The following is a 24,190-nucleotide window of genomic DNA, read 5'->3' on the forward strand; positions in this document are numbered from 1 at the left end:
TTACCTAAAAATCACTAGCCTTTTTGATATTTTTTTGTATAATTGCCCGACTTTAAGACGATTAGTAATTAATTGACGACTAATCGCACAATAGGCTTGCGAATCTATTAAAGATGCGTATAATGAGCCTCCTCACTAAGCAAGTCTTAGTGTATTAAATAGTTCAGCAATTGTCTGAACGAAAAACAGGGACTCCGATTGGGAGTCCAATGGTTAAATCATCTCGCTCTGCTTTCCAAATAGGGAATAGCTAGAGGGTGATTTTTTATGTGTCCATTTTAGGAGCTCTGGTCAATGCAGAACCAAAGAATCCGTATCCGCCTTAAAGGCTTTGATCATCGTTTAATTGATCAGTCTACTGCGGAAATCGTTGAAACTGCTAAGCGCACTGGCGCTCAGGTACGTGGTCCAATTCCACTACCTACGCGTAAAGAGCGTTATACCGTTTTGATCTCTCCGCACGTTAATAAAGATGCTCGTGACCAGTACGAATTACGTACTCATAAGCGTCTAGTTGACATCGTAGAGCCAACTGAAAAGACTGTAGACGCTCTAATGCGTTTAGATCTTGCAGCTGGTGTTGATGTACAGATTAGCTTAGGTTAATTGAGATCCTTAGAAGAGGTTTGAGAGATGACTATCGGTCTTATCGGTCGTAAAGTAGGTATGACTCGCATCTTCACTGAAGATGGTGCGTCATTACCTGTTACTGTAATTGAAGTAGCTGCAAACCGCGTTACCCAAGTGAAAACTTTGGAAACTGACGGTTACCGCGCTCTTCAAGTTACAACTGGTACCAAGAAAGCTAATCGTATCACTAAGCCAGAAGCAGGTCACTTTGCTAAGGCTGGCGTTGAAGCCGGTCGTGGTTTATGGGAAATGCGTCTAGCAGACGGTGAAGGCGAAGGCATTGAAGTTGGTGCTGAGCTGAATGTTGATATCTTCGCTGACGTAGCGAAAGTTGATGTTACTGGTCAATCAAAGGGTAAAGGTTTCCAAGGCGGCGTTAAGCGTTGGAACTTCCGTACTCAAGATATGACTCACGGTAACTCATTGGCGCACCGCGCGAACGGTTCTATCGGTCAGAACCAAACGCCAGGTCGCGTATTTAAAGGCAAGAAAATGTCAGGCCACATGGGCGCTGAGCAAGTGACTACTCAAAATTTAGAAGTAGTTCGCGTTGATGCTGAGCGTAACCTAATTTTGGTTAAAGGTGCTGTTCCAGGCGCTACCAATGGCAACCTGATCATTAAGCCTGCCGTTAAAGCTTAAGGTCTGAGGAGATAGTAATGGAATTGGTATTGAAAGACGCGCAAAGCGCTCTTGAAGTTTCCGAAACTACCTTCGGCCGTGACTTTAATGAAGCACTGGTTCATCAGGTAGTTGTAGCATACGCTGCAAACGCGCGTCAGGGCACTCGTGCTCAAAAAACTCGCGCTGAAGTCACAGGTTCTACTAAGAAACCTTGGCGTCAAAAAGGTACAGGCCGCGCTCGCGCTGGTTCTGTAAAAGGCCCAATCTGGCGTGGTGGTGGAGTTACATTCGCTGCTAAGACGCAAGATCACAGCCAGAAGGTTAACAAGAAGATGTACCGTGGTGCTCTAATGAGCATTCTATCTGAATTGGTACGTCAAGACCGTCTAGTTGTTGTTGAGAAGTTCGGCGTTGAAGCTCCTAAAACTAAGGAACTTAAAGCCAAACTTGCAGCAATGGACTTAGAAGACGTGTTAATCGTTACTTCTGAAGTTGATGAGAATTTATTCTTAGCTGCTCGCAACCTTTATAAGGTTGACGTTCGTGATGTAGCGGGTCTAGACCCTGTTAGCTTAATCGCGTTCAATAAAGTGCTTGTTACTGCTGATGCAATCAAGCAAATCGAGGAGATGCTAGCATGATCCGCGAAGAACGTTTACTGAAAGTAATTTTAGCGCCACACATCTCTGAAAAGAGTACTGTTGTTGCTGAAAAAACTAATACTGTAGTTTTCCGTGTAGCTATCGATGCAACTAAAGCTGAGATTAAAGCTGCTGTACAGAAACTATTTGAAGTTGAAGTTGATACAGTTCGCACTCTAGTTAACAAAGGCAAAACTAAGCGTCACGGTGCTCGTATGGGTCGTCGTAGCGATTGGAAAAAAGCTTATGTAACTTTAGCTGCAGGTGCTGACATCGATTTCGTCGGCGGCGCTGAGTAAGCAGGAGAATTATCATGGCAGTTATTAAGTGTAAGCCAACCTCTCCAGGTCGTCGCCACGTAGTTAAAGTGGTGAACACTGACCTGCACAAGGGTAAACCTTTTGCTGGCCTGTTGGCGAAAAAATCTAAAAGTGGTGGCCGTAACAATACTGGTCGTATCACTGTCCGTCACGTTGGTGGCGGTCATAAGCAACACTACCGTCTAATTGACTTTAAGCGTAATAAAGATGGTATCCCAGCGAAAGTAGAACGTCTGGAATACGATCCTAACCGTACAGCGAACATCGCTTTAGTACTATACGCAGACGGTGAGCGTCGTTACATCATTGCAGCAAAAGGCATGAAAGCTGGTGACAAGATCCAGTCTGGTGTTGATGCTGATATCAAAGTTGGTAACGCACTGCCTCTACGCAACATCCCAGTGGGTAGCGTAGTACACGCAGTAGAAATGAAGCCTGGTAAAGGTGCTCAGATCGCTCGTTCAGCTGGTGCTTATGTACAAGTTGTTGCTCGTGATGGCGCATATGCAACTCTACGTCTTCGCTCTGGCGAAATGCGTAAAGTTCCAGTTGATTGCCGCGCGACATTAGGTGAAGTTGGTAATGCCGAGCACATGCTACGCCAGTTAGGTAAAGCTGGTGCTAAGCGCTGGAGAGGCGTACGCCCTACAGTTCGTGGTGTTGCAATGAACCCAGTCGACCACCCACACGGTGGTGGTGAAGGCCGTACTTCTGGTGGTCGTCACCCAGTGACTCCATGGGGTGTGCCAACTAAGGGTTATAAGACTCGTAGTAACAAGCGCACTGACAAGTACATCGTACGTCGTCGTAATAAATAGTAAGAGGATTCGCCATGCCACGTTCTCTCAAGAAAGGTCCTTTCATTGACCTGCACTTGCTGAAGAAGGTAGAGAAAGCGGTGGAAGCCGGTGACAAAAAGCCTATTAAGACTTGGTCACGTCGCTCTATGATCATTCCAACTATGATTGGTTTGACCATCGCTGTCCATAATGGTCGTCAGCACGTTCCTGTGTTCGTAACTGACGAAATGATCGGCCACAAGCTTGGTGAATTTTCACCAACTCGCACTTATCGCGGCCATGCTGCTGATAAGAAAGCGAAGAAGCGTTAATACGGGAGACATAAGATGGAAGTTTTAGCTAAACATCGTTTTGCCCGTACGTCGCCTCAAAAGGCTCGTTTGGTTGCAGATCAAATTCGTGGATTGCCTGTTGCTAAGGCTCTTGAAGTTCTGACTTTTAGCCCTAAAAAAGCTGCAGTTTTATTGAAAAAAGTACTTGAGTCTGCGATTGCAAACGCAGAACACAACGAAGGTGCTGACATCGATGAGCTGAAAGTTGGTAAGGTCTTCGTTGATGAAGGTCCAACTATGAAGCGTATCATGCCACGTGCTAAAGGCCGCGCTGATCGTATCATGAAGCGTACCAGCCACATTACTGTGGTTGTATCAGATCGCTAGGAGAGAGCAATGGGACAGAAAGTACATCCTAATGGTATCCGTCTGGGTATCACAAAGCCTTGGATCTCTACCTGGTACGCAGATAAGTCAGATTATGCAAATAACCTGCAAAGCGACTGGGAAGTGCGTAAGTTTCTAGAAAAGAAACTACAGAACGCATCAGTATCTAAGATCGTTATTGAACGCCCAGCGAAAAGCATCCGCGTTACTATTCACACTGCCCGTCCAGGTGTTGTGATTGGTAAGAAAGGTGAAGACGTTGAAGTTTTACGTGCTGCAGTTGCTAAGTTAACTGGCACTCCTGCTCAAATTAACATCGCTGAGATCCGCAAGCCAGAACTAGACGCTAAGTTAGTTGCTGATAGCATTGCGCAGCAGTTAGAGCGCCGTGTTATGTTCCGTCGTGCTATGAAGCGCGCAGTACAAAACGCAATGCGTCTAGGTGCTAAGGGTATCAAAGTTGAAGTTAGTGGCCGTTTAGGTGGCGCTGAAATCGCACGTTCTGAGTGGTACCGTGAAGGTCGTGTACCTTTACACACTCTACGTGCTGATATCGACTATTCTACTTCTGAAAGTCACACCCAATACGGTGTGATTGGCGTTAAAGTTTGGATCTTCAAAGGTGAAGTTCTAGACGGTATGATGCCACAGATCGAAGAGCCGAAGCAGCAACCTAAGCGTAAGCCTCGCGGTAAATAGGAGAGCCTACAATGCTGCAACCTAAACGTATGAAGTTCCGCAAGATGTTCAAAGGCCGCAACCGCGGTCTAGCGAACGGTACTGAAGTTAGCTTCGGTACCTTCGGTCTGAAAGCAGTAGGCCGTGGCCGTTTAACTGCTCGTCAAATCGAAGCTGCGCGTCGTGCTATGACACGTCACATTAAGCGTCAGGGTCAAATTTGGATCCGAGTTTTTCCTGACAAGCCAATTACCTCTAAGCCTCTTGAAGTGCGTATGGGTAAAGGTAAGGGTAACGTTGAATATTGGGTTTGCCAAATTCAACCTGGTAAGGTTCTTTATGAGATGAATGGCGTTTCTGAAGAGTTAGCTCGTGAAGCTTTCACTTTAGCAGCTGCTAAGTTACCTCTTAAGACAACCTTCGTAACTAAGACGGTGATGTAATGAAAGCGAGCGAACTAAGAGAAAAGAGCGTTGAGGAATTAAACGCTGAACTACTTGGTCTGCTGCGTGAGCAGTTCAACCTGCGTATGCAACACGCCACTGGCCAGTTGACTCAGACTCATCAACTGAAAACAGTGCGCCGTAACATTGCGCGCGTTAAGACCATTATTACTTCTAAGGCGGGTGCATAATGTCTGATAAAATCCGTACTTTGCAAGGTCGTGTAGTAAGCGACAAGATGGACAAATCAATTGTAGTGGCTGTTGAACGTCAAGTTAAACACCCTATCTATGGTAAGTACATCAAGCGTACTACAAAGATCCATGCACACGATGAAACAAATCAGTGCAATGAAGGCGACGTAGTGACTATTCGCGAATGTCGTCCTCTATCTAAGACTAAGTCTTGGACCCTGGTGGAAGTAGTTAGCAAGGCCTAATTATAGGTTTTAGTTAAACGGCCCCATAAATAAATTGGGGCCGTTTGTTTTTTAATACTACCTATTCTAAAAATATGGTGTTATACTTGCGCGCCAAATTTGTCAAAATATAGACAAAGTTTGGAGTATATTTAGCCCCATATGTGGGATTGTGTAGTAACGATAGCGGAGCACTTGAAATGATCCAAATGCAATCGACTCTAGAAGTCGCCTGTAACAGTGGCGCTCGTAGAGTTCAGTGTATTAAGGTCTTGGGTGGCTCTCATCGTCGTTATGCCGGTATCGGCGACATCATCAAAGTTTCTGTTAAAGAAGCTATTCCTCGCGGCAAAGCGAAGAAAGGTGATGTATATAACGCGGTGGTAGTCCGTACTAAGAAAGGCGTACGTCGTCCAGACGGTTCTGTCATTCGCTTCGATCGGAACGCAGCGGTATTGCTTAACGCAAACCTTGCACCGATTGGTACTCGTATCTTTGGACCAGTGACACGTGAATTGCGTACTGAGCAGTTCATGAAGATTGTCTCGCTGGCACCTGAAGTACTGTAAGGAGCTTCAAAATGGCAGCAAAAATCCGTCGTGAAGAGAAGTAATCGTATTAGCAGGTAAAGACAAGGGTAAACGCGGTAAGGTTTCTCAAGTTCTACCTACTGGTAAATTAATTGTTGAAGGCATCAATCTTGTTAAGAAACACCAGAAGCCTAACCCACAACTGGGTGTGACTGGTGGTATCGTCGAGAAAGAAGCACCGATGCAAGCATCAAACGTAGCGATCTTTAACCAAGCCACTGGCAAGGCAGATCGTGTTGGTTTCCGATTTGAAGACGGCAAGAAAGTTCGTTTCTTTAAATCGAATAGTGAACTCGTTAAGTAACTGGAGTAAACGATGGCGAAACTGCATGATAAATACAAAGAGACTGTAGTTGCTGAACTTATGACTAAGTTCGGTTATAGCAGTGTCATGCAAGTCCCTCGGATTGAGAAAATCACCCTTAATATGGGTGTTGGCGAAGCTGTTGCAGATAAGAAAGTTATGGAGAGTGCTCTTCGTGACATGACTGCAATCGCTGGTCAAAAACCAATTGTAACTGTTGCTCGTAAATCAGTTGCTGGTTTTAAAATCCGTGAAGGCTACCCAATTGGCTGTAAAGTAACCCTACGTGGTGAACGTATGTGGGAATTCTTTGAGCGTTTAGTTGACATCGCAATCCCACGTATTCGTGACTTCCGCGGTTTAAGCACCAAGTCTTTTGACGGTCGCGGTAACTACGCAATGGGCGTGCGTGAGCAAATCATCTTCCCAGAAATCGATTATGATAAGATCGATAAAATTCGCGGCATGGATATTGTTATTACAACATCTGCTAAGAATGACGAAGAAGGTCGTGCTTTGTTTGACGCTTTTAACTTCCCATTCAAGAAATAAGGGTAGCGTAATGGCAAAAAGTTCTATGAAAGCACGTGAAGCAAAACGTGCAAAGCTCGTGGCTCAGTACGCTGAAAAGCGTGCCGCTCTTAAAGCTTTAATCAGCAGCCCTGCGACATCTGAAGATGATCGTTGGGATGCAGTTCTTAAGCTTCAAGCACTACCACGTGACTCTAGCGCCGCGCGTCAGCGTAATCGTTGTAGTCAAACTGGTCGCCCACATGGTTTCTTACGTAAATTCGGCCTTAGCCGTATCAAATTACGTGAAGCTACTATGCGTGGTGAAGTTCCTGGTCTGCGTAAGGCCAGCTGGTAATACTTGTCACGGAGTAAGCTAATATGAGCATGCAAGATCCTATTGCGGATATGTTAACCCGTATCCGTAACGGCCAAGCTGCTAACAAAGTATCTGTGAAGATGCCTTCAGCTAAGTTAAAAGTAGCAATTGCGAAATTACTTAAAGAAGAAGGTTATATCACTGATTACGCAGTAAGCGGTGAAGCTAAGCCTGAATTAGAAGTTACGTTAAAGTACTTCCAAGGCCACCCAGTAGTTGAGACTATCCAGCGTGTAAGTCGCCCAGGTCTTCGTATTTACAAAGGTAAAAACGAACTTCCTAAGGTGATGGCCGGCTTGGGTATCGCAATTGTATCCACTTCTCAAGGCTTGATGACTGATCGTGCTGCCCGCCTACAAGGCATGGGTGGCGAGGTTATCTGCTACGTAGCGTAAGGAGCTAGGTAATGTCTCGTGTAGCAAAAGCACCAGTCACTATCCCTGCAGGCGTAGAGGTGACTTTAAACGGTCAGGAACTTACTATCAAAGGTAGTAAGGGAAGTCTGACTCGAGTAATCAACAATGCGGTAGCTATGATTGTTGAAGACGGCGTTGTTAAGTTTGGTCCAGTTGAAGGCGTTGCTAACGCTTGGGCTCAAGCTGGTACAGCTCGCGCTTTAGTAAACAACATGGTTGTTGGTGTTACAGAAGGTTTCGAGAAGAAATTAAAGTTAATTGGTGTTGGTTACCGTGCAAAAATTGCAGGTAGCGATCTAGACCTAACTTTAGGTTTCTCTCATCCTTTGGTTCACAAACTGCCCGCAGGCGTAACAGCAGAATGTCCAACACAAACTGATATCATCCTTCGTGGTACTGATAAGCAGTTAGTTGGCCAAGTAGCTGCTGAGATTCGTGGATACCGTCCACCAGAGCCTTATAAAGGTAAAGGTGTTCGCTATGTAGACGAACAAGTACGCCGTAAAGAGGCTAAGAAGAAGTAGGTAACGCGATATGGATAAGAAAACATCTCGCTTACGTCGCGCTTTACGCGCTCGTAAGAAGATCCAAGAGCTAGGCGTAAACCGTCTGGTTGTACATCGTACACCGCGTCACATCTATGCTCAGGTGATCAATCCTGAAGCTCAAGTGGTGGCAGCTGCATCTACTGCTGAAAAAGCAGTTAAAGATCAACTGAAGAGTACCGGTAACGTAGACGCGGCGAAAGCAGTAGGTAAAACTGTTGCTGAGCGTGCGATCGAAAAAGGCGTGACGGTTGTTGCGTTCGATCGTTCTGGTTTCAAGTATCACGGTCGTGTTTCTGCGCTAGCAGATGCTGCTCGTGAAGCTGGCCTCAAGTTCTAAGGGGTTAAAAATGGCTAAATTAGAAGCTCAGCAAAAAGACGATCTGCAAGAGAAATTAATTGCAGTTAATCGTGTTTCTAAAGTAGTTAAAGGCGGACGTATCTTTAGCTTCACTGCACTAACAGTTGTAGGTGATGGTAATGGTAAGATCGGCTATGGCTATGGTAAAGCGCGTGAAGTTCCAGCTGCTATTCAAAAAGCAATGGAAAAAGCTCGTCGTAACATTGTAACTGTACAATTGAACGCCGGCACTTTACACCACCCAGTTAAAGGCCGTCACACGGGTTCTCGTGTGTACATGCAGCCTGCATCTGAGGGTACCGGTATTATCGCCGGTGGCGCTATGCGTGCCGTATTGGAAGTAGCAGGCGTTTCTAACGTTCTGTCAAAAGCATACGGTTCTACTAACCCGATCAACATCGTTCGCGCGACTGTAGATGCATTGGTGCAAATGAAGTCACCAGCGCAAATCGCAGCTAAGCGTGGCCTGAATGTTGACGAAATTCGGGGGTAATGCACCATGGCTAAGACTTTAAAAGTAACACAGACTAAAAGTGCTATTGGTCGTTTACCAAAGCACCGCGCCACTTTAACTGGCTTAGGTCTACGCCGTATTGGTCACACTGTTGAAGTAGAAGATACTCCTTCTGTTCGCGGTATGATCAATAAGGTTTACTACATGGTAAAGGTGGAGGATTAATCTATGCGTTTAAATACTCTATCTCCAGCAGCAGGCTCTAAGTCTGCACCAAAGCGTGTAGGTCGTGGTATTGGTTCTGGACTTGGTAAGACTGCTGGTCGCGGTCACAAGGGTCAAAAATCTCGTAGCGGCGGCGGTGTTCGCGTTGGCTTCGAGGGTGGTCAAATGCCACTTAAGATCCGTCTACCGAAGTTCGGCTTTACTTCACGTATCGCAATGGTGACTGCTGAAGTTCGTTTACACGAACTAGCGAAAGTTAACGGTGATGTTATCGACTTGAACGCATTGAAAGATGCGAATCTAATTACTCGTAATATCCAGTTTGCGAAAATCGTTCTTTCAGGTACCATTGAACGCCCTGTGACCGTTAAAGGTCTGAAGGTAACCAAAGGTGCACGTGCAGCTATTGAAGCTGCCGGCGGTAAGATCGAGGAATAATACGTCGATGGCAAAACCAGGACTTGATTTAAAAAGCGCGAAGGGTGGTCTTTCAGAGTTAAAGACCCGTTTATTGTTCGTGATTGGTGCAATTATCGTCTTTAGAGCCGGTTCGTTTGTACCAATTCCTGGTATTGACGCAGCTGTATTGGCAGAGCTTTTTGCTCAGCAAAAGGGAACCATCCTTGGCATGTTTAACATGTTCTCGGGTGGTGCTCTTGAGCGCGCTTCAATCTTCGCATTAGGTATCATGCCGTATATTTCGGCATCGATTATCATGCAGTTATTGACTGTAGTACATCCAGCCCTTGCTGAACTTAAAAAGGAAGGCGAGGCCGGACGTAAGAAAATTAGTCAATATACTAGATGGGGTACGCTTGTACTGGGTACAATACAATCAATCGGTATCGCTACTGGTTTACCTAACTTATTCCCTAACTTAGTTGCGGACCCTGGGTTAAGTTTCTACTTTGTAGCAGTTGTAAGCTTAGTGACAGGAACAATGTTCCTAATGTGGCTAGGTGAACAAATTACCGAACGTGGTATTGGTAATGGTATCTCGATATTAATTTTCGCAGGTATCGTTGCTGGCTTGCCATCTGCTATTGGCCAAACGGCTGAGCAGGCTCGTCAAGGTGATTTGAATGTATTAGTATTGCTATTGATTGCAGTAATTGTGTTCGCCGTCACATATTTTGTGGTATTTGTAGAGCGTGGACAACGTCGAATCGTTGTAAACTATGCTAAACGTCAACAAGGCCGTAAGGTTTTTGCTGCGCAAAGCACTCATTTACCATTAAAAGTGAATATGGCGGGTGTAATTCCACCAATTTTTGCGTCCAGCATTATTTTGTTCCCAGGCACACTGGCTCAGTGGTTTGGTCAAAATGAGTCTATGTCATGGTTAAGTGATTTTTCACTTGCTGTGTCACCAGGACAACCGCTGTACTCATTATTGTATGCAGCAGCAATTATCTTCTTCTGTTTCTTCTACACAGCGTTGGTGTTTAACCCACGTGAAACAGCTGATAACTTGAAGAAGAGCGGTGCATTCATCCCCGGGATCCGTCCTGGAGAACAGACTTCGCGTTACATTGATAAAGTAATGACCCGTCTAACATTAGCCGGTGCGTTATACATTACCTTTATCTGCTTAATACCGGAGTTCATGTTAATCGCATGGAAAGTACAGTTCTATTTTGGCGGTACTTCACTACTAATTATGGTAGTTGTGATCATGGACTTCATGGCTCAGGTTCAGACCCATATGATGTCACATCAGTATGAGTCTGTGATGAAAAAAGCTAATCTAGTGAACAAAGCGAACTTAGATCGCTTTGGTCGATAAGATAGCTTTTACGGAGTGATGAAATGAAAGTTCGAGCTTCCGTGAAGAAGATCTGCCGTAATTGCAAGATCATCAAGCGTAGTGGCGTTGTACGCGTTATCTGTGTTGAACCAAAACACAAACAGCGTCAAGGCTAAAAACCATTTGGCCAGTCTAATTTTCTAGGCTGGCCAAATAATGATTGCAAAATTGTCATCTGTCGAGTATCCTTTCGGGCTTTTCGCAGATGGCCTTTAACTTAAGGAGTGCATAGTGGCCCGTATCGCTGGCATTAACATTCCTGATCAAAAGCACACAGTCATTGCATTGACTGCTATCTACGGTATTGGACGTACAAGCGCTAAAGCAATTTGCGCTGCTACTTCAATTGCTGAAGATGCTAAGATCAAGGAATTGAGCGAAGCTCAAATAGATATTCTACGCGAAGAAGTTGCCAAATACTCAGTAGAGGGTGACTTACGTCGTGAGGTTTCAATGAACATCAAGCGCCTTATGGATCTTGGTTGTTATCGTGGCCTCCGCCATCGTCGTAGCCTGCCTCTTCGTGGGCAACGTACTAAGACCAATGCGCGTACGCGTAAAGGTCCACGTAAACCAATTAAGAAGTAACGGGAAGGTAGACAATGGCTAAAGTTCCGTCACGTTCTCCGCGTAAGCGCGTACGTAAACAGGTTGCAGATGGTATGGCTCATATCCATGCATCTTTCAACAACACAATTGTAACCATTACAGATCGTCAAGGTAATGCGTTGTCATGGGCTACTGCAGGTGGTTCAGGTTTCCGTGGTTCACGTAAATCTACACCATTCGCTGCACAGGTAGCTGCTGAGCGTGCAGGTAATGCTGCTCAAGACTACGGTGTTAAAAACCTTGAAGTTTTTGTGAAGGGTCCGGGTCCAGGACGCGAATCAGCCATCCGTGCGCTGAACGCAGTTGGTTATAAAATAACTAACATTACCGATGTGACACCAATCCCTCACAATGGTTGTCGCCCTCCTAAAAAGCGTCGTGTATAACGTCGTTTTAGGATAGTTGGAGAAAGATCATGGCAAGATACTTGGGTCCTAAGCTCAAGCTCAGCCGCCGAGAAGGTACAGACCTTTTCTTAAAAAGCGGTGTGAGAGCAATCGATTCGAAGTGTAAGCTTGAAGCTGCACCTGGTCAACATGGCGCTCGTAAGCCACGTTTATCAGAGTACGGTGTTCAGTTACGCGAGAAACAAAAAGTTCGTCGTATTTATGGAGTGCTAGAAAAGCAGTTCCGTAACTATTACAAAGAAGCTGCACGTCTAAAAGGTAACACTGGTGAGAACCTACTTACTCTTTTAGAGACCCGTCTTGATAACGTAGTTTATCGTATGGGCTTCGGTGCAACTCGTGCTGAAGCACGTCAGCTAGTTAGCCATAAATCTGTTATGGTAAACGGTCGTGTTGTTAACATTCCGTCATTCAAAGTGTCTGCGAATGATGTTGTAAGCATTCGCGAGAAGTCACAGAAGCAAGCTCGTATTAAAGCGGCTTTAGAAGTGGCTACTCAGCGCGAGAAGCCTACATGGGTTGAAGTAGACAGTGCTAAGATGGAAGGTGCTTTCAAGCGTCTACCAGAGCGTAGCGATTTGTCTGCGGAAATTAACGAACAGCTGATCGTCGAGCTTTACTCTAAGTAAAGCTAATAAACAAGAGAGGACACAATGCAGGGTTCTGTTACAGAATTTCTTAAACCGCGTCTCGTTGATATCGAGCAGGTTAACCCAACTCGAGCTAAGGTTACACTAGAACCTCTCGAGCGTGGTTTCGGTCACACTTTAGGTAACGCGTTGCGTCGCATCCTATTGTCGTCTATGCCAGGCTGCGCAGTTACCGAAGTCGAAATCGACGGCGTGCTGCATGAATACAGCAGCAAGGAAGGCGTACAAGAAGACATCCTTGAGATCTTGTTAAACCTTAAGGGTCTAGCAGTAACGATCGAAGGTAAAGATGAGGCAATGCTTACGCTAAGTAAGTCCGGCGCAGGCCCTGTCACCGCAGCAGATATCACGCATGATGGTGATGTTACCATCATGAATCCTGAGCATGTTATTTGTCATTTGACAGGTAATCATGACATCAGCATGCGTATCCGTGTTGAACGTGGTCGTGGCTATGTACCGGCATCTGCTCGTGCACAGACTGAAGACGACGATCGACCAATTGGTCGCCTGTTGGTTGACGCTTCTTTCTCTCCAGTCGCTCGTATTGCTTACAATGTTGAAGCAGCACGTGTTGAACAGCGCACTGACTTAGATAAACTTGTTATTGATATGACCACTAATGGTACTATCGATCCTGAGGAAGCAATTCGTCGTTCTGCAACAATTTTAGCTGAACAGCTAGATGCGTTTGTTGAGCTTCGTGATGTTACTGAGCCAGAGCAAAAAGAAGAGAAGCCAGAATTCGATCCGATTCTGTTGCGTCCTGTCGACGATCTAGAGCTAACTGTACGTTCGGCTAACTGTTTGAAAGCCGAAGCGATTCATTACATCGGAGATCTGGTACAGCGCACTGAAGTTGAGCTGTTAAAAACCCCTAACTTAGGTAAGAAGTCTCTTACTGAAATTAAGGATGTTTTAGCTTCTCGCGGACTGTCGTTAGGTATGCGTCTTGAAAACTGGCCTCCAGCTAGTTTAGCAGACGACCTATAAGTCCCAGGTTTGTACAGATTTAGGTTATAAGGATTAGGTCATGCGCCATCGTAAGAGTGGTCGTCAACTAAACCGTAACAGCAGTCACCGCCAAGCTATGTTCCGTAACATGGCTTCATCACTAGTTCGTCATGAGATCATCAAGACAACTGTAGTGAAAGCGAAAGAACTGCGTCGCGTAGTTGAGCCTCTGATAACACTTGCTAAGAGTGACAGCGTTGCAAATCGCCGTTTAGCGTTTGCTCGTACTCGCGACCAAGAAGTCGTAGGTAAGTTATTTAATGAATTGGGTCCACGCTTCCAGGGTCGTCCTGGTGGTTACACCCGTATCCTAAAGTGCGGTCTACGTGCCGGTGATAAAGCCCCTATGGCTTACATCGAGCTAGTTGGTCGTCCTGAAACTGCTGAAGCTGTTGAAGCTGAGTAAGTTTGGATAAATTCTAGAAAAAACCAGGCTTCGGCCTGGTTTTTTTTCGCGTGTAATTTATTAATCGAATCCTATGATCAGCGTAAACTACTGAAGCTATTCAGTTTCTTATCTTTATCTACTCCCAATACTCCTCAGACAGCTATTCTAATATTTGACAATGTAACGTCCGTAAAATAAAAAATTATCGAATAGAGTTTTCCATTTACACTAAAACAAATGGAGAATCACAATCAAAATGACACTTTTTGCTGAAAGCCAAATCAACTATATCCTCAAAGAAAGCGAGTCTTGCGTATATACGGTACCTGAGCCATGTCTTACACATAATGTTAGGCAAAGTACTTATTACAAATAGAAGTCTAAGTATGGTGGGATACAAGCCTCTGATGCGTGAATTAGAAGTAGAGAACGCCAAACTAAAAAGATATTTGCGGATGTGGGTTTGTAAAACATAGTGCTTAGGACATTGTTGAATATAAGCTATAGATCCTGCAGAGCATAAGAGGTTAGCATACTATGCCATTGTAATTTACTCTAGGAGTTGTGTTGGCTTGTCATGTGCTAAACACCAGTCGCTGCACCTTTATTATCAACCCAAGCTTGCCGATGATAATGTGCTCATTGAGCCTGTCTCAGCGATTGCATAGAAACGCAGAGCTTATGGCTTTATAAAGTTTTTAACGATTACGCCTTTAGGTCACAAGTGGAATCATAAGCGAGTTTATCGTATTTATTGTGGTTTGAAGCTTAACTTGCGATGTAAAAGGAAGAAACGTTTATCCTCATGTAAACCCGAGCCGCTAACCGTTCCCGCAACAGTGAATGAATGTTGGGCAATGGATTTTATGAGTGATAACTTATTCTGTGGTAAGTTATTTAGGACATTTAATGCCATTGATGACTATCACCGTGAAGCATTAGCCATCGAAGTTGACTCAAGTTTACCGACTCAGCGAGTGATACGTGTACTTGATTGAATAGCCGCTTATCGCGGTTACCTAAAACGTTTAAGGCAGGATAATGGGCCTGAATTTATTTCACATACACTTGCCATATGGCTGAACAACACGGCCTCAAATTAGATTATATTAAATCTAGTAAACCCACTCAAAATGCTTTTATTGAGCGGTTTAATCGAACTTACCGAAATGAAACTATTCACTAGCTTGATTGAAGTTAGATAAATTACCGATAGGTGTATTGAATAATGTCATTGTGAGTGGCCACATGAATTGCTGAATGATTTATTGCAAACGGTTAAATAAAATAAGGAAGGCTTTCTTAATAAATGAGAGATGTAAGGGATGGTTACACAATCGTTGTTGATATTAAAAGCTTGAGAAACGTCCACAAAAAATCCGAGTGTTAAAAACACTCGGATTTTGTCATCTTATAAAGATTGGTGAACCGATCAATAAACGGCTAAATGACCGATATTACCGCTAGCAGGGCTTTTAACCGCTGCCTATTTTGCTTCAGATGCTGCTTCAGCTTCTTGAGTTGTATTATACTCAAGCTTATCGTGAGTTTTACCCATTGCCTCTGCGACTTCTGGTGGCATATAGTTTTCATCGTGCTTTGCAAGTACTTCAGTTGCTTGCAATTCTGTTGGGCCAACTAACACACCTTGGGCAACAATGCCTTGACCTTCACGGAATAGATCAGGTAATAGGTCGTCATAGGTCACAGTGATCTCACCACCTGCAGCATCATGAACCTTAAATGATACATGCAAACTTTTAGGATCACGAACTAATGTCCCAACAGTGACCATGCCGCCAATACGTAGTCGCTGACCAATTTCTGGCATAACACCAGTATCCTTTTTACCCTGAATAATTTCTGAGGGGGTAAAGAATAAGTTTAAGTTAGAATTTAATGCATAAAGCAATAAAGAAGCTACTAAAGCTACACCGCCAACTAGGCCAACGGCAATCGCTAGTCTTTTTTTACGTCTCGCGTTCACTATTTACTACCTCTATTTTGCTTCAAACGCTCTTCACGTTTCATTTTGTTTGCAATGTGTTTAAGTACTCTGCTTTCTTGTCCTAGTGTGGTAATGATTAACACAGCAAGACAACCGAAGGTCACGCCATAAGCAAGCCATACAAAGAAAGCATAACCACCCATGTTAAGAAATTCAGCTAATGAATGATATTGCATTATTTGACTCCTTTTGCTTGAGCAAGTTCACGTACCCATGGACGCATACTGTTACGGGCTAGAATTTCTGCTTTAAAGCGTACCAAACTTAACGCACCAATCATTAATCCAAATCCTAAGATATTGATTAATAGTGGGTATAGCATTGAATCTGGCATAGCCGATTTTTCAGTTATTTTAATTGTTGAACCTTGGTGTAATGAACTCCACCATTCAACAGAATATTTGATAATTGGAATATTAATGACACCTACGATGGCTAGAATACCGGCAGCACGAGCTGCAAGCACTTTATCTTCGAATGATGCATATAATGCAATTACACCTAAATAAAGGAACAATAATACAAGTTCTGACGTTAAGCGCGCGTCCCAAACCCACCATGTGCCCCACATAGGTTTACCCCATGCCGCACCAGTAAATAAAGCAATAAAGGTAATTACAGCACCGATTGGGGCAATCGCTGCTGCCATCCAATCTGCTGATTTAATTTGCCACACGATACCTACAAATGCTGCAGATGCCATAGCCATATAAGCAGCCATAGACATTGAAGCGGCTGGTACGTGAATAAAGATGATTCGGTAGCTATCGCCTTGCTGATAGTCAGTTGGAGCAAATAGCAAACCCCAAACTGTGCCAATGCCAATTAAACTAATTGCAAGTAGGCTAAACCAAGGCAATAGTTTGCTAGATAGTTGATATGCCCGCTGAGGATCAGCGTAAGGATGTAACCATTTCCACATTTTAGTTAGTACTCACACGCAATGAAGCACCGATTGCAAAAGGTGCTAATGTTAATGAACCGACCAGCATTGCAGCAATAATTGCTAGCTGACCATCATAAGGTAAATTCATTCCTGCAGCATCAATTGCACTGGTTGCAAAAATTAATACTGGGATATAAAGAGGTAAAATCAATAGGCTAAGTAATACACCACCTTTACGCAAGCCTACGGTTAAGGCTACGCCAATAGCACCTAATAGACTTAAGACCGGGGTTCCTAGTGCAAGAGTCGAAATTAATGCGCCATAACTACCACTTTCTAGGTTAAGCAGTAGTCCAAGTAATGGTGCAATAATAATTAAAGGCACGCCTGTTAACAGCCAGTGTGCGATCACTTTTGCTAATACCATAATTGGTAATGGTTGTGGGCTTAATAGCATTTGCTCTAGCGTGCCATCACTGTAATCTGCTTTAAAAAGACGTTCTAGTGATAACATTGATGCTAATAGTGCCGCGACCCAAATTACACCTGGTGCGATGCGGCTAAGCATCTGTGGCTCTGGGCCTACGCCAAGTGGAAACAAAGTGACGACCAATATAAAAAATAATAATGGATTGAAAATATCACCACGATGTCTAATGGCGATTTTTATATCTCGAACCAGCAAGGTCCAAAATGCTTGAGTAAAGCTAATGCCTCTTTCCATGATAAAGTTTACCTATAAAAACTGATAATCTAAGCGAATTTTACGTAATCGCTGATCAGTAATAATGCTCATATCTTGGTGGGTGGTCATAATAACGCAACCGCCATTATTGGCATGCTCTAAAAATAATTGTTCCAGTTCTTCAACACCTTTTTTGTCAATCGCAGTAAAAGGTTCGTCTACAATCCAGATTTTGCAGTTAGTGTGCCACAACCTGGCTAAGGCAGTACGGCGGTGTTGGCCTGCAGATAAGTGTCCTGTTAATGCTTCTTCAAAACCAGTTAAGTTCACTTGAGCCAGAATTGGTGTGGTTTCAAATTGGGTATAACCACTAATTTGCAGATTAAAACGTAAATTCTCTTCAGCTGTTAATTCACTTTTTACACCAGGTAGGTGACCCAAATAGAGTAGGTCTGCATTAAATTCATCTCGGGCATGGTTAATATCTTCATTCAAATATAAAACATTGCCTGAGTACGGGCGTGATAGACCAGCTAAAATTCGCAGTAAACTCGTTTTACCTGCACCATTAGGACCTTCAATTTGCACTATATCGCCAGCATGGATGTCGAAGCTTAATTGATCGAATAATATTCGTTCTTCGCGTATGCATGTTAGCTCTTTGGCAGATAGCAGTATTGTTTGCTGCGATGTTTCCACTCCGGCCTCTATCTTATGATGTAAGTAAACTCAAGAGATTCTAACACAAACATATTTTAGGGTTTACTTTTGCACTAAACAAAGTTTCAGCAATTTGATGTGGTTCCAAGAATAACTATAATGTATGAACTTTTTCTGTTTATGCTAATACGGATAGGCTGCATTATTCGTATGATTCGTGTGTAAAAAGTATTATAAAGGTTACAAAAAGGTGAGTTTTTTTTAATGTTATAGTAACCTATAGTCGTTTTGATAAGTCTGCCATAGGATAAAGGCAGCTAAATTTAGGTAAGTTTTCATTTTAGGAAGAGTGAATTATGAAAAAATTGTTAGCGTTTACAGTTGCTGCTGCTTTTAGTTTTTCTGCCAATGTTTATGCGCAAACTGGTGAAGAAGTGTATAACAAAGCTTGCCAAGTTTGTCATGCAATGGGTGTTGCGGGTGCGCCAAAGGTTAATGATGTTGCTGCATGGCAGCCTCGTATGGCTCAGGGGTTAGATACGCTAGTTGCAACAGTAAAGACTGGTAAAGGTGCAATGCCTCCAGGAGGTATGTGTACAGATTGTACTGATGCAGATTATAAAGCCGCTATCGATTATATGGCTAAAGCGAAGTAAATCTTGCTTCAATAAAAAAACCGGCTTAGCGCCGGTTTTTTATATCAATTAATAGTGTTTAAATTATTTCACTACAGTATTAATTGTTAGTGTGCCTTTACCACCGACAGCAACTGAATCTAAATGACCCTGTAAATCACCTGGTTCAGCACTTACGCTACCATTTTTAGTTAGAATGGCAAAGACTTCTACGTGTTTGGCATCACTTAGCTTTTGATCGCCACCCATACCTGTAGAATTATCTAAGGTTACTGTAACGGGTAAGGTTTTAGCACTCACTTTAGTTGCAGCTAATGGAACTTGACTACCTTTAGCACGAGCAAAAACAAAGATCATATCAGATGATTTAACTTGGCTCGCAAGCTCAGGGCTAACATTAACCGTTAATTCAACAGCTTTACTTGCTTGTGCTGCATCCATTTGTGGCGCAACGCCAGCTTCACTGTCTAAACGCATTTTAGCTGTTTCGATAGCATTCATTACTGCGCTACGGTCAACATCAGTACGGTCGCTGTCTAAAATTGTTTGCCATGCCGCAATCGCTTTATTGTAATCAGCTGTAAAGAATGCATTCATGCCAACAAGTAGTAATGTTGAAGGATCTTTGGGATCCATTTGCAATGATTCATCGATCAACGCTTGAATTTGCGGCGTCATCTTTTGACCATTCTTATAATATAAAGCCGTTGCTTTAGGACCAATAAGTTCAGCGTGCTTACCCACAAGATCGATGACCTTATCAAAAGCATTTACTGCATTATCATATTGACCAACAGAGACATAAGCGTGACCAAGACTAAACCATGCTTGGCTATTATCTGGTTGGCTTTTGACTTCCATCTCTAGCATTTGCACTTGCTGAGCCATCATTTGCTCAGGTGTCATATTGCCATGAGGGTTAGCTTCAGCAACTGGCATATCAAGAATTTGATATGAGCCTAGTGTGCCATATAGATAACCCGCAATGCCTAAAATGATGACAGACATCAATGCAGGTAAAGCAATCGATTTTGGCTTAACAGCATTAACTAAAGACTCATCTTCACCTTGTTTCATATCTTGTAACAAGCTAACTTCAAGTTCTTTCTTTAATGCGTCAAACTCAGCTTGATCAAGCAGGTTTTGTTGTAGATCTTGCTCTAGAGTAGCAAGGCGTTCATTAAATAATTCTAAATTGGTATTAGAGCGTACACCCGCTTCCTCTACTTGCAACAATTTTTGTTGACGGAAATGAGGTACCCAAATCAGCAGTAGGCTGACTAACACAACAAGAGCAATAAAAATCCAGAATGTGGTCATTATTTCTATATTCACGTTAGTTTGAAAAGCGGTGAACCCGCACATAAGTTAACAAGATTATACGTGAACAAGCATCATTGAACAGTAATATAGCGGATTAGTTTACTTAAAAGCTGATAGTTGGGTACTGGTTCACATTATGCTATAGAGAATAAAAATTTGATGAAACTTATTTTATTAATACAGGTCACAGGCTGAAGTTTGCTGTTTTAATCGTTTTTTCCCGCTGAATAGACAAATAAGAATGAGACTAGTAACCCATATTTGTGTGAAAAGGCAGACAGGAACAATAGCAAACACTAAAATGAACGCAATTTCGTACAATCTAATGTGAGCAAATAAGGCTGTAATGCCGAAAATGCTAGGTAAATGATGTACGTTGATACTGACGTCCAGTCAACTTACTCATTAATACTGAGGAAAACCAATGATACCAGAACTTGGACACTTTTCGCTGATAATAGGGGTTGCGTTTGCATTTCTCCTTGCAACAGTGCCCTTAATCGGTGTGGCCCGTAAGGACCAATATTTAGTTCGCTATGCTTGGCCATTAAGCTACGGTATGTTCTTTTTTATCCTGCTATCAGTGATTAGCTTAGGCTATAGCTTTGCAGTTGATGATTTTTCTGTTGCTTATATTGCCCACCATTCAAATTCTCAACTTCCAATCTTCTTTAAGATAGCGGCAGTGTGGGGTGGTCATGAAGGCTCATTACTATTCTGGGTATTCTCTATTTCTGCTTGGGCTGCTGCAGTTGCTAAGTTCAGTAAAGGAATGGAAGAAGTCTTCACTGCGCGAGTGCTTGCCATTCTAGCGATGATTACCGTAGGTTTTAGCTTATTTATGCTATTTACCTCTAGCCCATTTGAGCGATTATTCCCTATTCCTGCAGAAGGTGCGGATTTAAACCCTATGTTGCAAGACGTGGGGCTAATTTTCCACCCTCCGATGCTGTATTTAGGCTATGTAGGTTTCTCAGTAAGCTTTGCGTTTGCTATCGCGGCATTAATGAGTGGTCGTCTTGACTCAGCCTGGGCTCGCTGGAGCCGTCCTTGGACACTAGCGGCATGGGTATTCTTAACCGGTGGTATCTCACTAGGCTCTTGGTGGGCATATTATGAGTTAGGCTGGGGCGGTTGGTGGTTCTGGGACCCAGTTGAAAACGCATCATTTATGCCGTGGTTGATTGGTACAGCGCTACTACACTCATTAATCGTAACTGAGAAACGCGGTGCATTCCGTAATTGGACTGTTTTACTGTCAATCTTTGCTTTCTCGTTAAGTTTATTAGGTACCTTTATTGTACGTTCAGGCGTACTAACGTCTGTACACTCATTCGCAGCTGATCCTAGTCGCGGTATGTTTATTTTACTGCTATTAGGTATCGCCATTGGTGGCTCTCTCATTCTATTTGCATTCCGTGCAAGTGAATTAGCAAGTCCAGCTCGCTTTGACCTTAAGTCAAAAGAAACCATGCTACTGCTATGTAACGTGCTACTTTCTGTAGCAGCAGGTACTGTATTACTAGGTACACTTTATCCGTTACTAATCGATGCATTGCAAATGGGTAAAATCTCTGTAGGCCCACCATACTTTAACGCAGTATTCGTACCAATCGTATTGGTTATGTTTGTGTTTATGGGTATTGGTCCGATTATTCGCTGGAAAAAAGCGAAGCAGGGCGAAGTAATGCGCCAACTTATGATCCCAGCCATTATCTCAATTGTATTTGGTATTGCTGTACCATTACTTGAAGGCGGCGGATTTAAGATTTGGGTTGCATTAGGTATGGGTACAGCGATGTGGGTAACATTATCTACATTACGTGCTGCGTATAACATGTTGCGTACTACTGACGGGCAATTCTCAATTGCACGTATGGGTCGTAGCCAGCTAGGTATGATTATTGCTCACTTAGGTATTGCTGTATCAGTAGTGGGTGCAACCATGGTTTCAAACTACTCTCTAGAAAAGAGCGTACGTATGGGCCCAGGTATTAGCCATGAATTAGCAGGTTATAAGTTTAACTACATCGAAACTAAGAATGTAGTTGGCCCTAACTATACTGCGAAACAAGGTCAAATTCAGGTAACACAAGATGGTAAACAGGTTGCTTTCTTAAAGCCTGATCGTCGTCAATATAATGTGCGTACCATGGATATGACTGAAGCTGGTATTGATTGGGGTATTACTCGTGACCTATACGTCACCATGGGTGATCCAATTAGTGCAACTGAATTCGCTGTGCGTTTAAATTACAAGCCTTATGTACGCTGGATCTGGTTCGGTAGTATCTTTATGATGGTTGGCGGTTTCTTTGCGGCTTCTGATAAGCGTTACCGTGCAAAGAAAAAAGCGACAGCAAAAGATGTTAATGCTGAAGCGGCTAACGCCGTATAGTGAAATAGGGACGAAATGAAAAAACTAGTATTGTTTATTCCACTCGTATTATTTCTGGCAATGGGTGTGTTTCTGTATAAAGGGTTATTTTTAAATCCACAGAAACTCGAATCAGCACTAGAAGGAAAGCCGATCCCGGCTTTCCAGCTTGAGCGATTAGAAAATCCAAACCAAGTGATTACGAATGAAGATCTAAAAGGTAAAGTGTCTATGCTTAACGTGTGGGCGACTTGGTGTCCATCATGTAAGTATGAACATCCATTCTTAATGGTATTAGCACGTAAGAATATTGTGCCAATTTACGGTATTAATTATCGTGATGAGCGTGGTGCAGCATTACGTGAACTAAGCCGTTTAGGCGACCCATATACCGAAAACATCTATGATAAAGATGGACGTTTAGGATTAGATCTTGGCGTTTATGGTGCACCAGAGACCTTTATTGTTGATCATAATGGTATTATTCGTTTCCGTTATGCAGGTCCTGTTGATCAGACTGTATGGACAGAGACGTTATATCCAATGATCCAGCAGTTACAAGCTGAAGCTAAAAAGGATGCAGCATCATGAGACAAAGCTTGATTAAATTTGTTGGTGTTTTTGTTCTCGTACTTAGTTTTATGGGAGTCGCTAATGCGACTCCTGTTGATACCTATCAGTTCAAGTCACCTGAAAACCAACAGCGTGCATTGTCACTTGCGCATTCATTGCGCTGTCCACAATGTCAGAATCAGAATCTAGTTGATTCTAATTCACCGGTTGCACACGACCTTCGTCTAGAAGTCTATAAAATGGTAGATGAAGGTAAAAATGACCAACAAATTGTTGAGTTCATGACGAGCCGGTATGGTGAGTTTGTATTATACAAACCACGCTTTGAGACAAAGACGCTTATTCTATGGTTGGGTCCAATCATCCTATTATTGATTGGTTTAGTGATCGGTATGATGTTACTACGTAAGCAGCGCGCAACTAATGCTAACAACGTAGAACTGACCACTGAGCAACAACAAGAGTTAGACGCACTATTAAATAGAGATAAAAAATGAAATTAGCCATAGCTGGTTTAGTATTAGTTTCTCTATTAAGCAGTACTTCAGCGGTTGCGTATCCAGGAATGGATCAACAAGCACAAAAACAGCAGTATTCGACAATCGATCAAGTTAAAGTACTGCCAAAACCATATCCTATAGATGTGGTCGCTTTTAGTGATCAAAATGGAAAGGCGATCGATTTTAGTCAATATAAAGGTAAGTTAATTATGGTAAACATGTGGGCGACCTGGTGTCCTCCGTGTGTTCGAGAATTACCAGCATTAGCAGATCTAAGTAAACACTTTGATCCAAAGCAGTTTGTATTACTGCCAGTATCAATTGATGCTGAAGGCGTTAAGCAAGTAAAACCATTTTTGCAAAAGATGTCACTCGCTAACTTTGAGAGCTATTACGATCCAACGCAACAATTAGGGCAAGTATTTCCACTAGATACTATACCTGCTACTTTTATCTTAAATAATAAAGGTCAGTTAGTTGCATTTGCTCGTAGTTTTGTAGATTGGAGCGATCCACAAGCAATCAAACTAGTAGAAAGCTTAATAAATCAGCCTAGCTAATTCATTTATATCTATATTTGTTGACTAAATAGTCAAAAAAAGCCGTTATTGTTGAAAACATCAGCAAACGGCTTTTTTTATGGAAAAAGCACTTGTGCAATTCAAATATCT

Annotated in this window: 38 protein-coding genes and 2 pseudogenes; 34 read left to right on the top strand and 6 right to left on the bottom strand. The window is 43.0% G+C overall.

Features of this window, described 5'->3' with window-relative positions; genetic code table 11:
- Nucleotides 1-294: 294 nt before the first annotated feature.
- The 29 genes and pseudogenes from rpsJ to JCM15074_RS25760 form a co-directional block, all read left to right on the top strand.
- Nucleotides 295-606 carry a 30S ribosomal protein S10 gene (gene rpsJ, locus JCM15074_RS19195; RefSeq protein ID WP_011070616.1) on the top strand — a complete coding sequence of 104 codons (312 nt, stop codon included), beginning with the start codon at nt 295-297 and terminating at the stop codon, nt 604-606.
- Nucleotides 607-633: 27 nt separating this feature from the next.
- Entirely contained in the window at nt 634-1,272 is a 639-nt protein-coding gene (gene rplC, locus JCM15074_RS19200) for a 50S ribosomal protein L3 (RefSeq protein WP_025823454.1), read from the top strand.
- A 17-nt stretch (nt 1,273-1,289) separates the two neighbouring features.
- A complete protein-coding gene (gene rplD, locus JCM15074_RS19205; RefSeq protein ID WP_025823456.1) occupies nt 1,290-1,895 on the top strand; it encodes a 50S ribosomal protein L4 in 606 nt (201 codons plus the stop codon).
- On the top strand, nt 1,892-2,194 hold the full coding sequence (gene rplW / locus JCM15074_RS19210; RefSeq protein WP_025823458.1) for a 50S ribosomal protein L23: 303 nt from the start codon (nt 1,892-1,894) through the stop codon (nt 2,192-2,194). Before rplD ends, rplW begins: the two co-directional genes overlap by 4 nt.
- Nucleotides 2,195-2,208: 14 nt before the next feature.
- The gene (rplB, locus tag JCM15074_RS19215) at nt 2,209-3,033 is read left to right on the top strand and encodes a 50S ribosomal protein L2 (protein ID WP_025823460.1); all 825 of its coding nucleotides are present in this window, start codon (nt 2,209-2,211) and stop codon (nt 3,031-3,033) included.
- A 14-nt stretch (nt 3,034-3,047) separates the two neighbouring features.
- Nucleotides 3,048-3,326, top strand: a complete 279-nt coding sequence (gene rpsS / locus JCM15074_RS19220; RefSeq protein WP_025823462.1) for a 30S ribosomal protein S19 — start codon at nt 3,048-3,050, stop codon at nt 3,324-3,326.
- Nucleotides 3,327-3,341: 15 nt separating this feature from the next.
- On the top strand, nt 3,342-3,674 hold the full coding sequence (rplV, locus tag JCM15074_RS19225; RefSeq protein WP_025823464.1) for a 50S ribosomal protein L22: 333 nt from the start codon (nt 3,342-3,344) through the stop codon (nt 3,672-3,674).
- Between the two features lie 9 nt (nt 3,675-3,683).
- Nucleotides 3,684-4,373: a 30S ribosomal protein S3 gene (gene rpsC / locus JCM15074_RS19230; protein ID WP_037470050.1), complete on the top strand. Its 690-nt coding sequence runs from the start codon at nt 3,684-3,686 to the stop codon at nt 4,371-4,373.
- Between the two features lie 11 nt (nt 4,374-4,384).
- Nucleotides 4,385-4,795, top strand: a complete 411-nt coding sequence (gene rplP / locus JCM15074_RS19235; RefSeq protein WP_025823468.1) for a 50S ribosomal protein L16 — start codon at nt 4,385-4,387, stop codon at nt 4,793-4,795.
- Nucleotides 4,795-4,986 carry a 50S ribosomal protein L29 gene (rpmC, locus tag JCM15074_RS19240; protein ID WP_025823470.1) on the top strand — a complete coding sequence of 64 codons (192 nt, stop codon included), beginning with the start codon at nt 4,795-4,797 and terminating at the stop codon, nt 4,984-4,986. Before rplP ends, rpmC begins: the two co-directional genes overlap by 1 nt.
- Nucleotides 4,986-5,234 carry a 30S ribosomal protein S17 gene (gene rpsQ / locus JCM15074_RS19245; protein ID WP_025823472.1) on the top strand — a complete coding sequence of 83 codons (249 nt, stop codon included), beginning with the start codon at nt 4,986-4,988 and terminating at the stop codon, nt 5,232-5,234. The genes rpmC and rpsQ overlap by 1 nt, the downstream gene beginning before the upstream one ends.
- Nucleotides 5,235-5,413: 179 nt before the next feature.
- Nucleotides 5,414-5,782: a 50S ribosomal protein L14 gene (gene rplN / locus JCM15074_RS19250; RefSeq protein WP_025823474.1), complete on the top strand. Its 369-nt coding sequence runs from the start codon at nt 5,414-5,416 to the stop codon at nt 5,780-5,782.
- Nucleotides 5,783-5,793: 11 nt separating this feature from the next.
- A pseudogene (rplX, locus tag JCM15074_RS23150) lies at nt 5,794-6,107 on the top strand (50S ribosomal protein L24).
- 12 nt (nt 6,108-6,119) lie between these two features.
- Nucleotides 6,120-6,659, top strand: coding sequence for a 50S ribosomal protein L5 (gene rplE / locus JCM15074_RS19260; RefSeq protein ID WP_025823476.1), 540 nt, complete (start codon nt 6,120-6,122; stop codon nt 6,657-6,659).
- Between the two features lie 10 nt (nt 6,660-6,669).
- A complete protein-coding gene (gene rpsN, locus JCM15074_RS19265; protein ID WP_025823478.1) occupies nt 6,670-6,975 on the top strand; it encodes a 30S ribosomal protein S14 in 306 nt (101 codons plus the stop codon).
- A gap of 23 nt (nt 6,976-6,998) precedes the next feature.
- A complete protein-coding gene (gene rpsH, locus JCM15074_RS19270) occupies nt 6,999-7,391 on the top strand; it encodes a 30S ribosomal protein S8 (RefSeq protein ID WP_025823480.1) in 393 nt (130 codons plus the stop codon).
- An 11-nt stretch (nt 7,392-7,402) separates the two neighbouring features.
- Entirely contained in the window at nt 7,403-7,936 is a 534-nt protein-coding gene (gene rplF / locus JCM15074_RS19275; RefSeq protein WP_025823481.1) for a 50S ribosomal protein L6, read from the top strand.
- Between the two features lie 10 nt (nt 7,937-7,946).
- Nucleotides 7,947-8,297: a 50S ribosomal protein L18 gene (gene rplR, locus JCM15074_RS19280; protein WP_025823484.1), complete on the top strand. Its 351-nt coding sequence runs from the start codon at nt 7,947-7,949 to the stop codon at nt 8,295-8,297.
- A gap of 10 nt (nt 8,298-8,307) precedes the next feature.
- A complete protein-coding gene (rpsE, locus tag JCM15074_RS19285) occupies nt 8,308-8,811 on the top strand; it encodes a 30S ribosomal protein S5 (RefSeq protein ID WP_025823486.1) in 504 nt (167 codons plus the stop codon).
- Between the two features lie 6 nt (nt 8,812-8,817).
- Nucleotides 8,818-8,997 (top strand): 50S ribosomal protein L30, encoded by a 180-nt coding sequence (rpmD, locus tag JCM15074_RS19290; protein WP_025823488.1) that lies wholly within the window; start codon nt 8,818-8,820, stop codon nt 8,995-8,997.
- Nucleotides 8,998-9,000: 3 nt separating this feature from the next.
- Nucleotides 9,001-9,435 (top strand): 50S ribosomal protein L15, encoded by a 435-nt coding sequence (gene rplO / locus JCM15074_RS19295; protein WP_025823490.1) that lies wholly within the window; start codon nt 9,001-9,003, stop codon nt 9,433-9,435.
- Between the two features lie 7 nt (nt 9,436-9,442).
- Complete coding sequence (gene secY / locus JCM15074_RS19300; RefSeq protein ID WP_025823492.1) at nt 9,443-10,783, top strand: preprotein translocase subunit SecY; 1,341 nt, start codon at nt 9,443-9,445, stop codon at nt 10,781-10,783.
- 23 nt (nt 10,784-10,806) lie between these two features.
- Complete coding sequence (gene rpmJ, locus JCM15074_RS24125) at nt 10,807-10,920, top strand: 50S ribosomal protein L36 (RefSeq protein WP_011758355.1); 114 nt, start codon at nt 10,807-10,809, stop codon at nt 10,918-10,920.
- A gap of 115 nt (nt 10,921-11,035) precedes the next feature.
- Nucleotides 11,036-11,392 carry a 30S ribosomal protein S13 gene (rpsM, locus tag JCM15074_RS19305; protein WP_025823494.1) on the top strand — a complete coding sequence of 119 codons (357 nt, stop codon included), beginning with the start codon at nt 11,036-11,038 and terminating at the stop codon, nt 11,390-11,392.
- A 14-nt stretch (nt 11,393-11,406) separates the two neighbouring features.
- On the top strand, nt 11,407-11,799 hold the full coding sequence (gene rpsK, locus JCM15074_RS19310; RefSeq protein ID WP_025823496.1) for a 30S ribosomal protein S11: 393 nt from the start codon (nt 11,407-11,409) through the stop codon (nt 11,797-11,799).
- 29 nt (nt 11,800-11,828) lie between these two features.
- Nucleotides 11,829-12,449, top strand: a complete 621-nt coding sequence (rpsD, locus tag JCM15074_RS19315) for a 30S ribosomal protein S4 (RefSeq protein ID WP_025823498.1) — start codon at nt 11,829-11,831, stop codon at nt 12,447-12,449.
- Between the two features lie 24 nt (nt 12,450-12,473).
- Complete coding sequence (locus JCM15074_RS19320) at nt 12,474-13,463, top strand: DNA-directed RNA polymerase subunit alpha (RefSeq protein ID WP_025823500.1); 990 nt, start codon at nt 12,474-12,476, stop codon at nt 13,461-13,463.
- Between the two features lie 40 nt (nt 13,464-13,503).
- Nucleotides 13,504-13,890: a 50S ribosomal protein L17 gene (gene rplQ / locus JCM15074_RS19325; RefSeq protein WP_025823501.1), complete on the top strand. Its 387-nt coding sequence runs from the start codon at nt 13,504-13,506 to the stop codon at nt 13,888-13,890.
- A gap of 659 nt (nt 13,891-14,549) precedes the next feature.
- Nucleotides 14,550-15,052, top strand: a pseudogene (locus tag JCM15074_RS25760) (DDE-type integrase/transposase/recombinase); the annotation flags it as partial.
- A gap of 306 nt (nt 15,053-15,358) precedes the next feature.
- Here the strand turns inward: JCM15074_RS25760 and ccmE are convergent.
- From ccmE to ccmA, 5 genes are read right to left on the bottom strand one after another with little or no spacing between them, the layout of a single operon-like run.
- On the bottom strand, nt 15,359-15,859 hold the full coding sequence (ccmE, locus tag JCM15074_RS19340) for a cytochrome c maturation protein CcmE (RefSeq protein ID WP_025823503.1): 501 nt from the start codon (nt 15,857-15,859) through the stop codon (nt 15,359-15,361).
- Nucleotides 15,859-16,056, bottom strand: coding sequence for a heme exporter protein CcmD (ccmD, locus tag JCM15074_RS19345; RefSeq protein WP_025823505.1), 198 nt, complete (start codon nt 16,054-16,056; stop codon nt 15,859-15,861). Before ccmD ends, ccmE begins: the two co-directional genes overlap by 1 nt.
- The gene (locus JCM15074_RS19350) at nt 16,056-16,802 is read right to left on the bottom strand and encodes a heme ABC transporter permease (RefSeq protein WP_025823507.1); all 747 of its coding nucleotides are present in this window, start codon (nt 16,800-16,802) and stop codon (nt 16,056-16,058) included. The genes ccmD and JCM15074_RS19350 overlap by 1 nt, the downstream gene beginning before the upstream one ends.
- Before the next feature lies 1 nt (nt 16,803).
- On the bottom strand, nt 16,804-17,490 hold the full coding sequence (ccmB, locus tag JCM15074_RS19355) for a heme exporter protein CcmB (protein ID WP_025823509.1): 687 nt from the start codon (nt 17,488-17,490) through the stop codon (nt 16,804-16,806).
- Between the two features lie 12 nt (nt 17,491-17,502).
- Nucleotides 17,503-18,150 (bottom strand): cytochrome c biogenesis heme-transporting ATPase CcmA, encoded by a 648-nt coding sequence (gene ccmA, locus JCM15074_RS19360; protein WP_025823511.1) that lies wholly within the window; start codon nt 18,148-18,150, stop codon nt 17,503-17,505.
- 317 nt (nt 18,151-18,467) lie between these two features.
- On the opposite strand from ccmA, the gene JCM15074_RS19365 reads away from it, so the two are divergent.
- On the top strand, nt 18,468-18,767 hold the full coding sequence (locus JCM15074_RS19365) for a c-type cytochrome (protein ID WP_025823513.1): 300 nt from the start codon (nt 18,468-18,470) through the stop codon (nt 18,765-18,767).
- Between the two features lie 63 nt (nt 18,768-18,830).
- On the opposite strand, the gene ccmI is transcribed toward JCM15074_RS19365, so the two are convergent.
- On the bottom strand, nt 18,831-20,066 hold the full coding sequence (ccmI, locus tag JCM15074_RS19370; protein ID WP_025823515.1) for a c-type cytochrome biogenesis protein CcmI: 1,236 nt from the start codon (nt 20,064-20,066) through the stop codon (nt 18,831-18,833).
- Nucleotides 20,067-20,493: 427 nt separating this feature from the next.
- Between ccmI and JCM15074_RS19375 the strand changes: the two genes are divergently transcribed.
- From JCM15074_RS19375 to JCM15074_RS19390, 4 genes are read left to right on the top strand one after another with little or no spacing between them, the layout of a single operon-like run.
- Nucleotides 20,494-22,467: a heme lyase CcmF/NrfE family subunit gene (locus JCM15074_RS19375; protein ID WP_025823517.1), complete on the top strand. Its 1,974-nt coding sequence runs from the start codon at nt 20,494-20,496 to the stop codon at nt 22,465-22,467.
- Nucleotides 22,468-22,482: 15 nt separating this feature from the next.
- The gene (locus tag JCM15074_RS19380) at nt 22,483-23,037 is read left to right on the top strand and encodes a DsbE family thiol:disulfide interchange protein (protein WP_025823519.1); all 555 of its coding nucleotides are present in this window, start codon (nt 22,483-22,485) and stop codon (nt 23,035-23,037) included.
- On the top strand, nt 23,034-23,516 hold the full coding sequence (gene nrfF, locus JCM15074_RS19385) for a heme lyase NrfEFG subunit NrfF (protein WP_025823521.1): 483 nt from the start codon (nt 23,034-23,036) through the stop codon (nt 23,514-23,516). Before JCM15074_RS19380 ends, nrfF begins: the two co-directional genes overlap by 4 nt.
- Nucleotides 23,513-24,079, top strand: coding sequence for a TlpA disulfide reductase family protein (locus JCM15074_RS19390; protein ID WP_025823523.1), 567 nt, complete (start codon nt 23,513-23,515; stop codon nt 24,077-24,079). The genes nrfF and JCM15074_RS19390 overlap by 4 nt, the downstream gene beginning before the upstream one ends.
- Nucleotides 24,080-24,190 lie beyond the last annotated feature (111 nt).

It is taken from the genome of Shewanella marina JCM 15074, assembly GCF_000614975.1.
GTDB lineage: Bacteria > Pseudomonadota > Gammaproteobacteria > Enterobacterales > Shewanellaceae > Shewanella > Shewanella marina.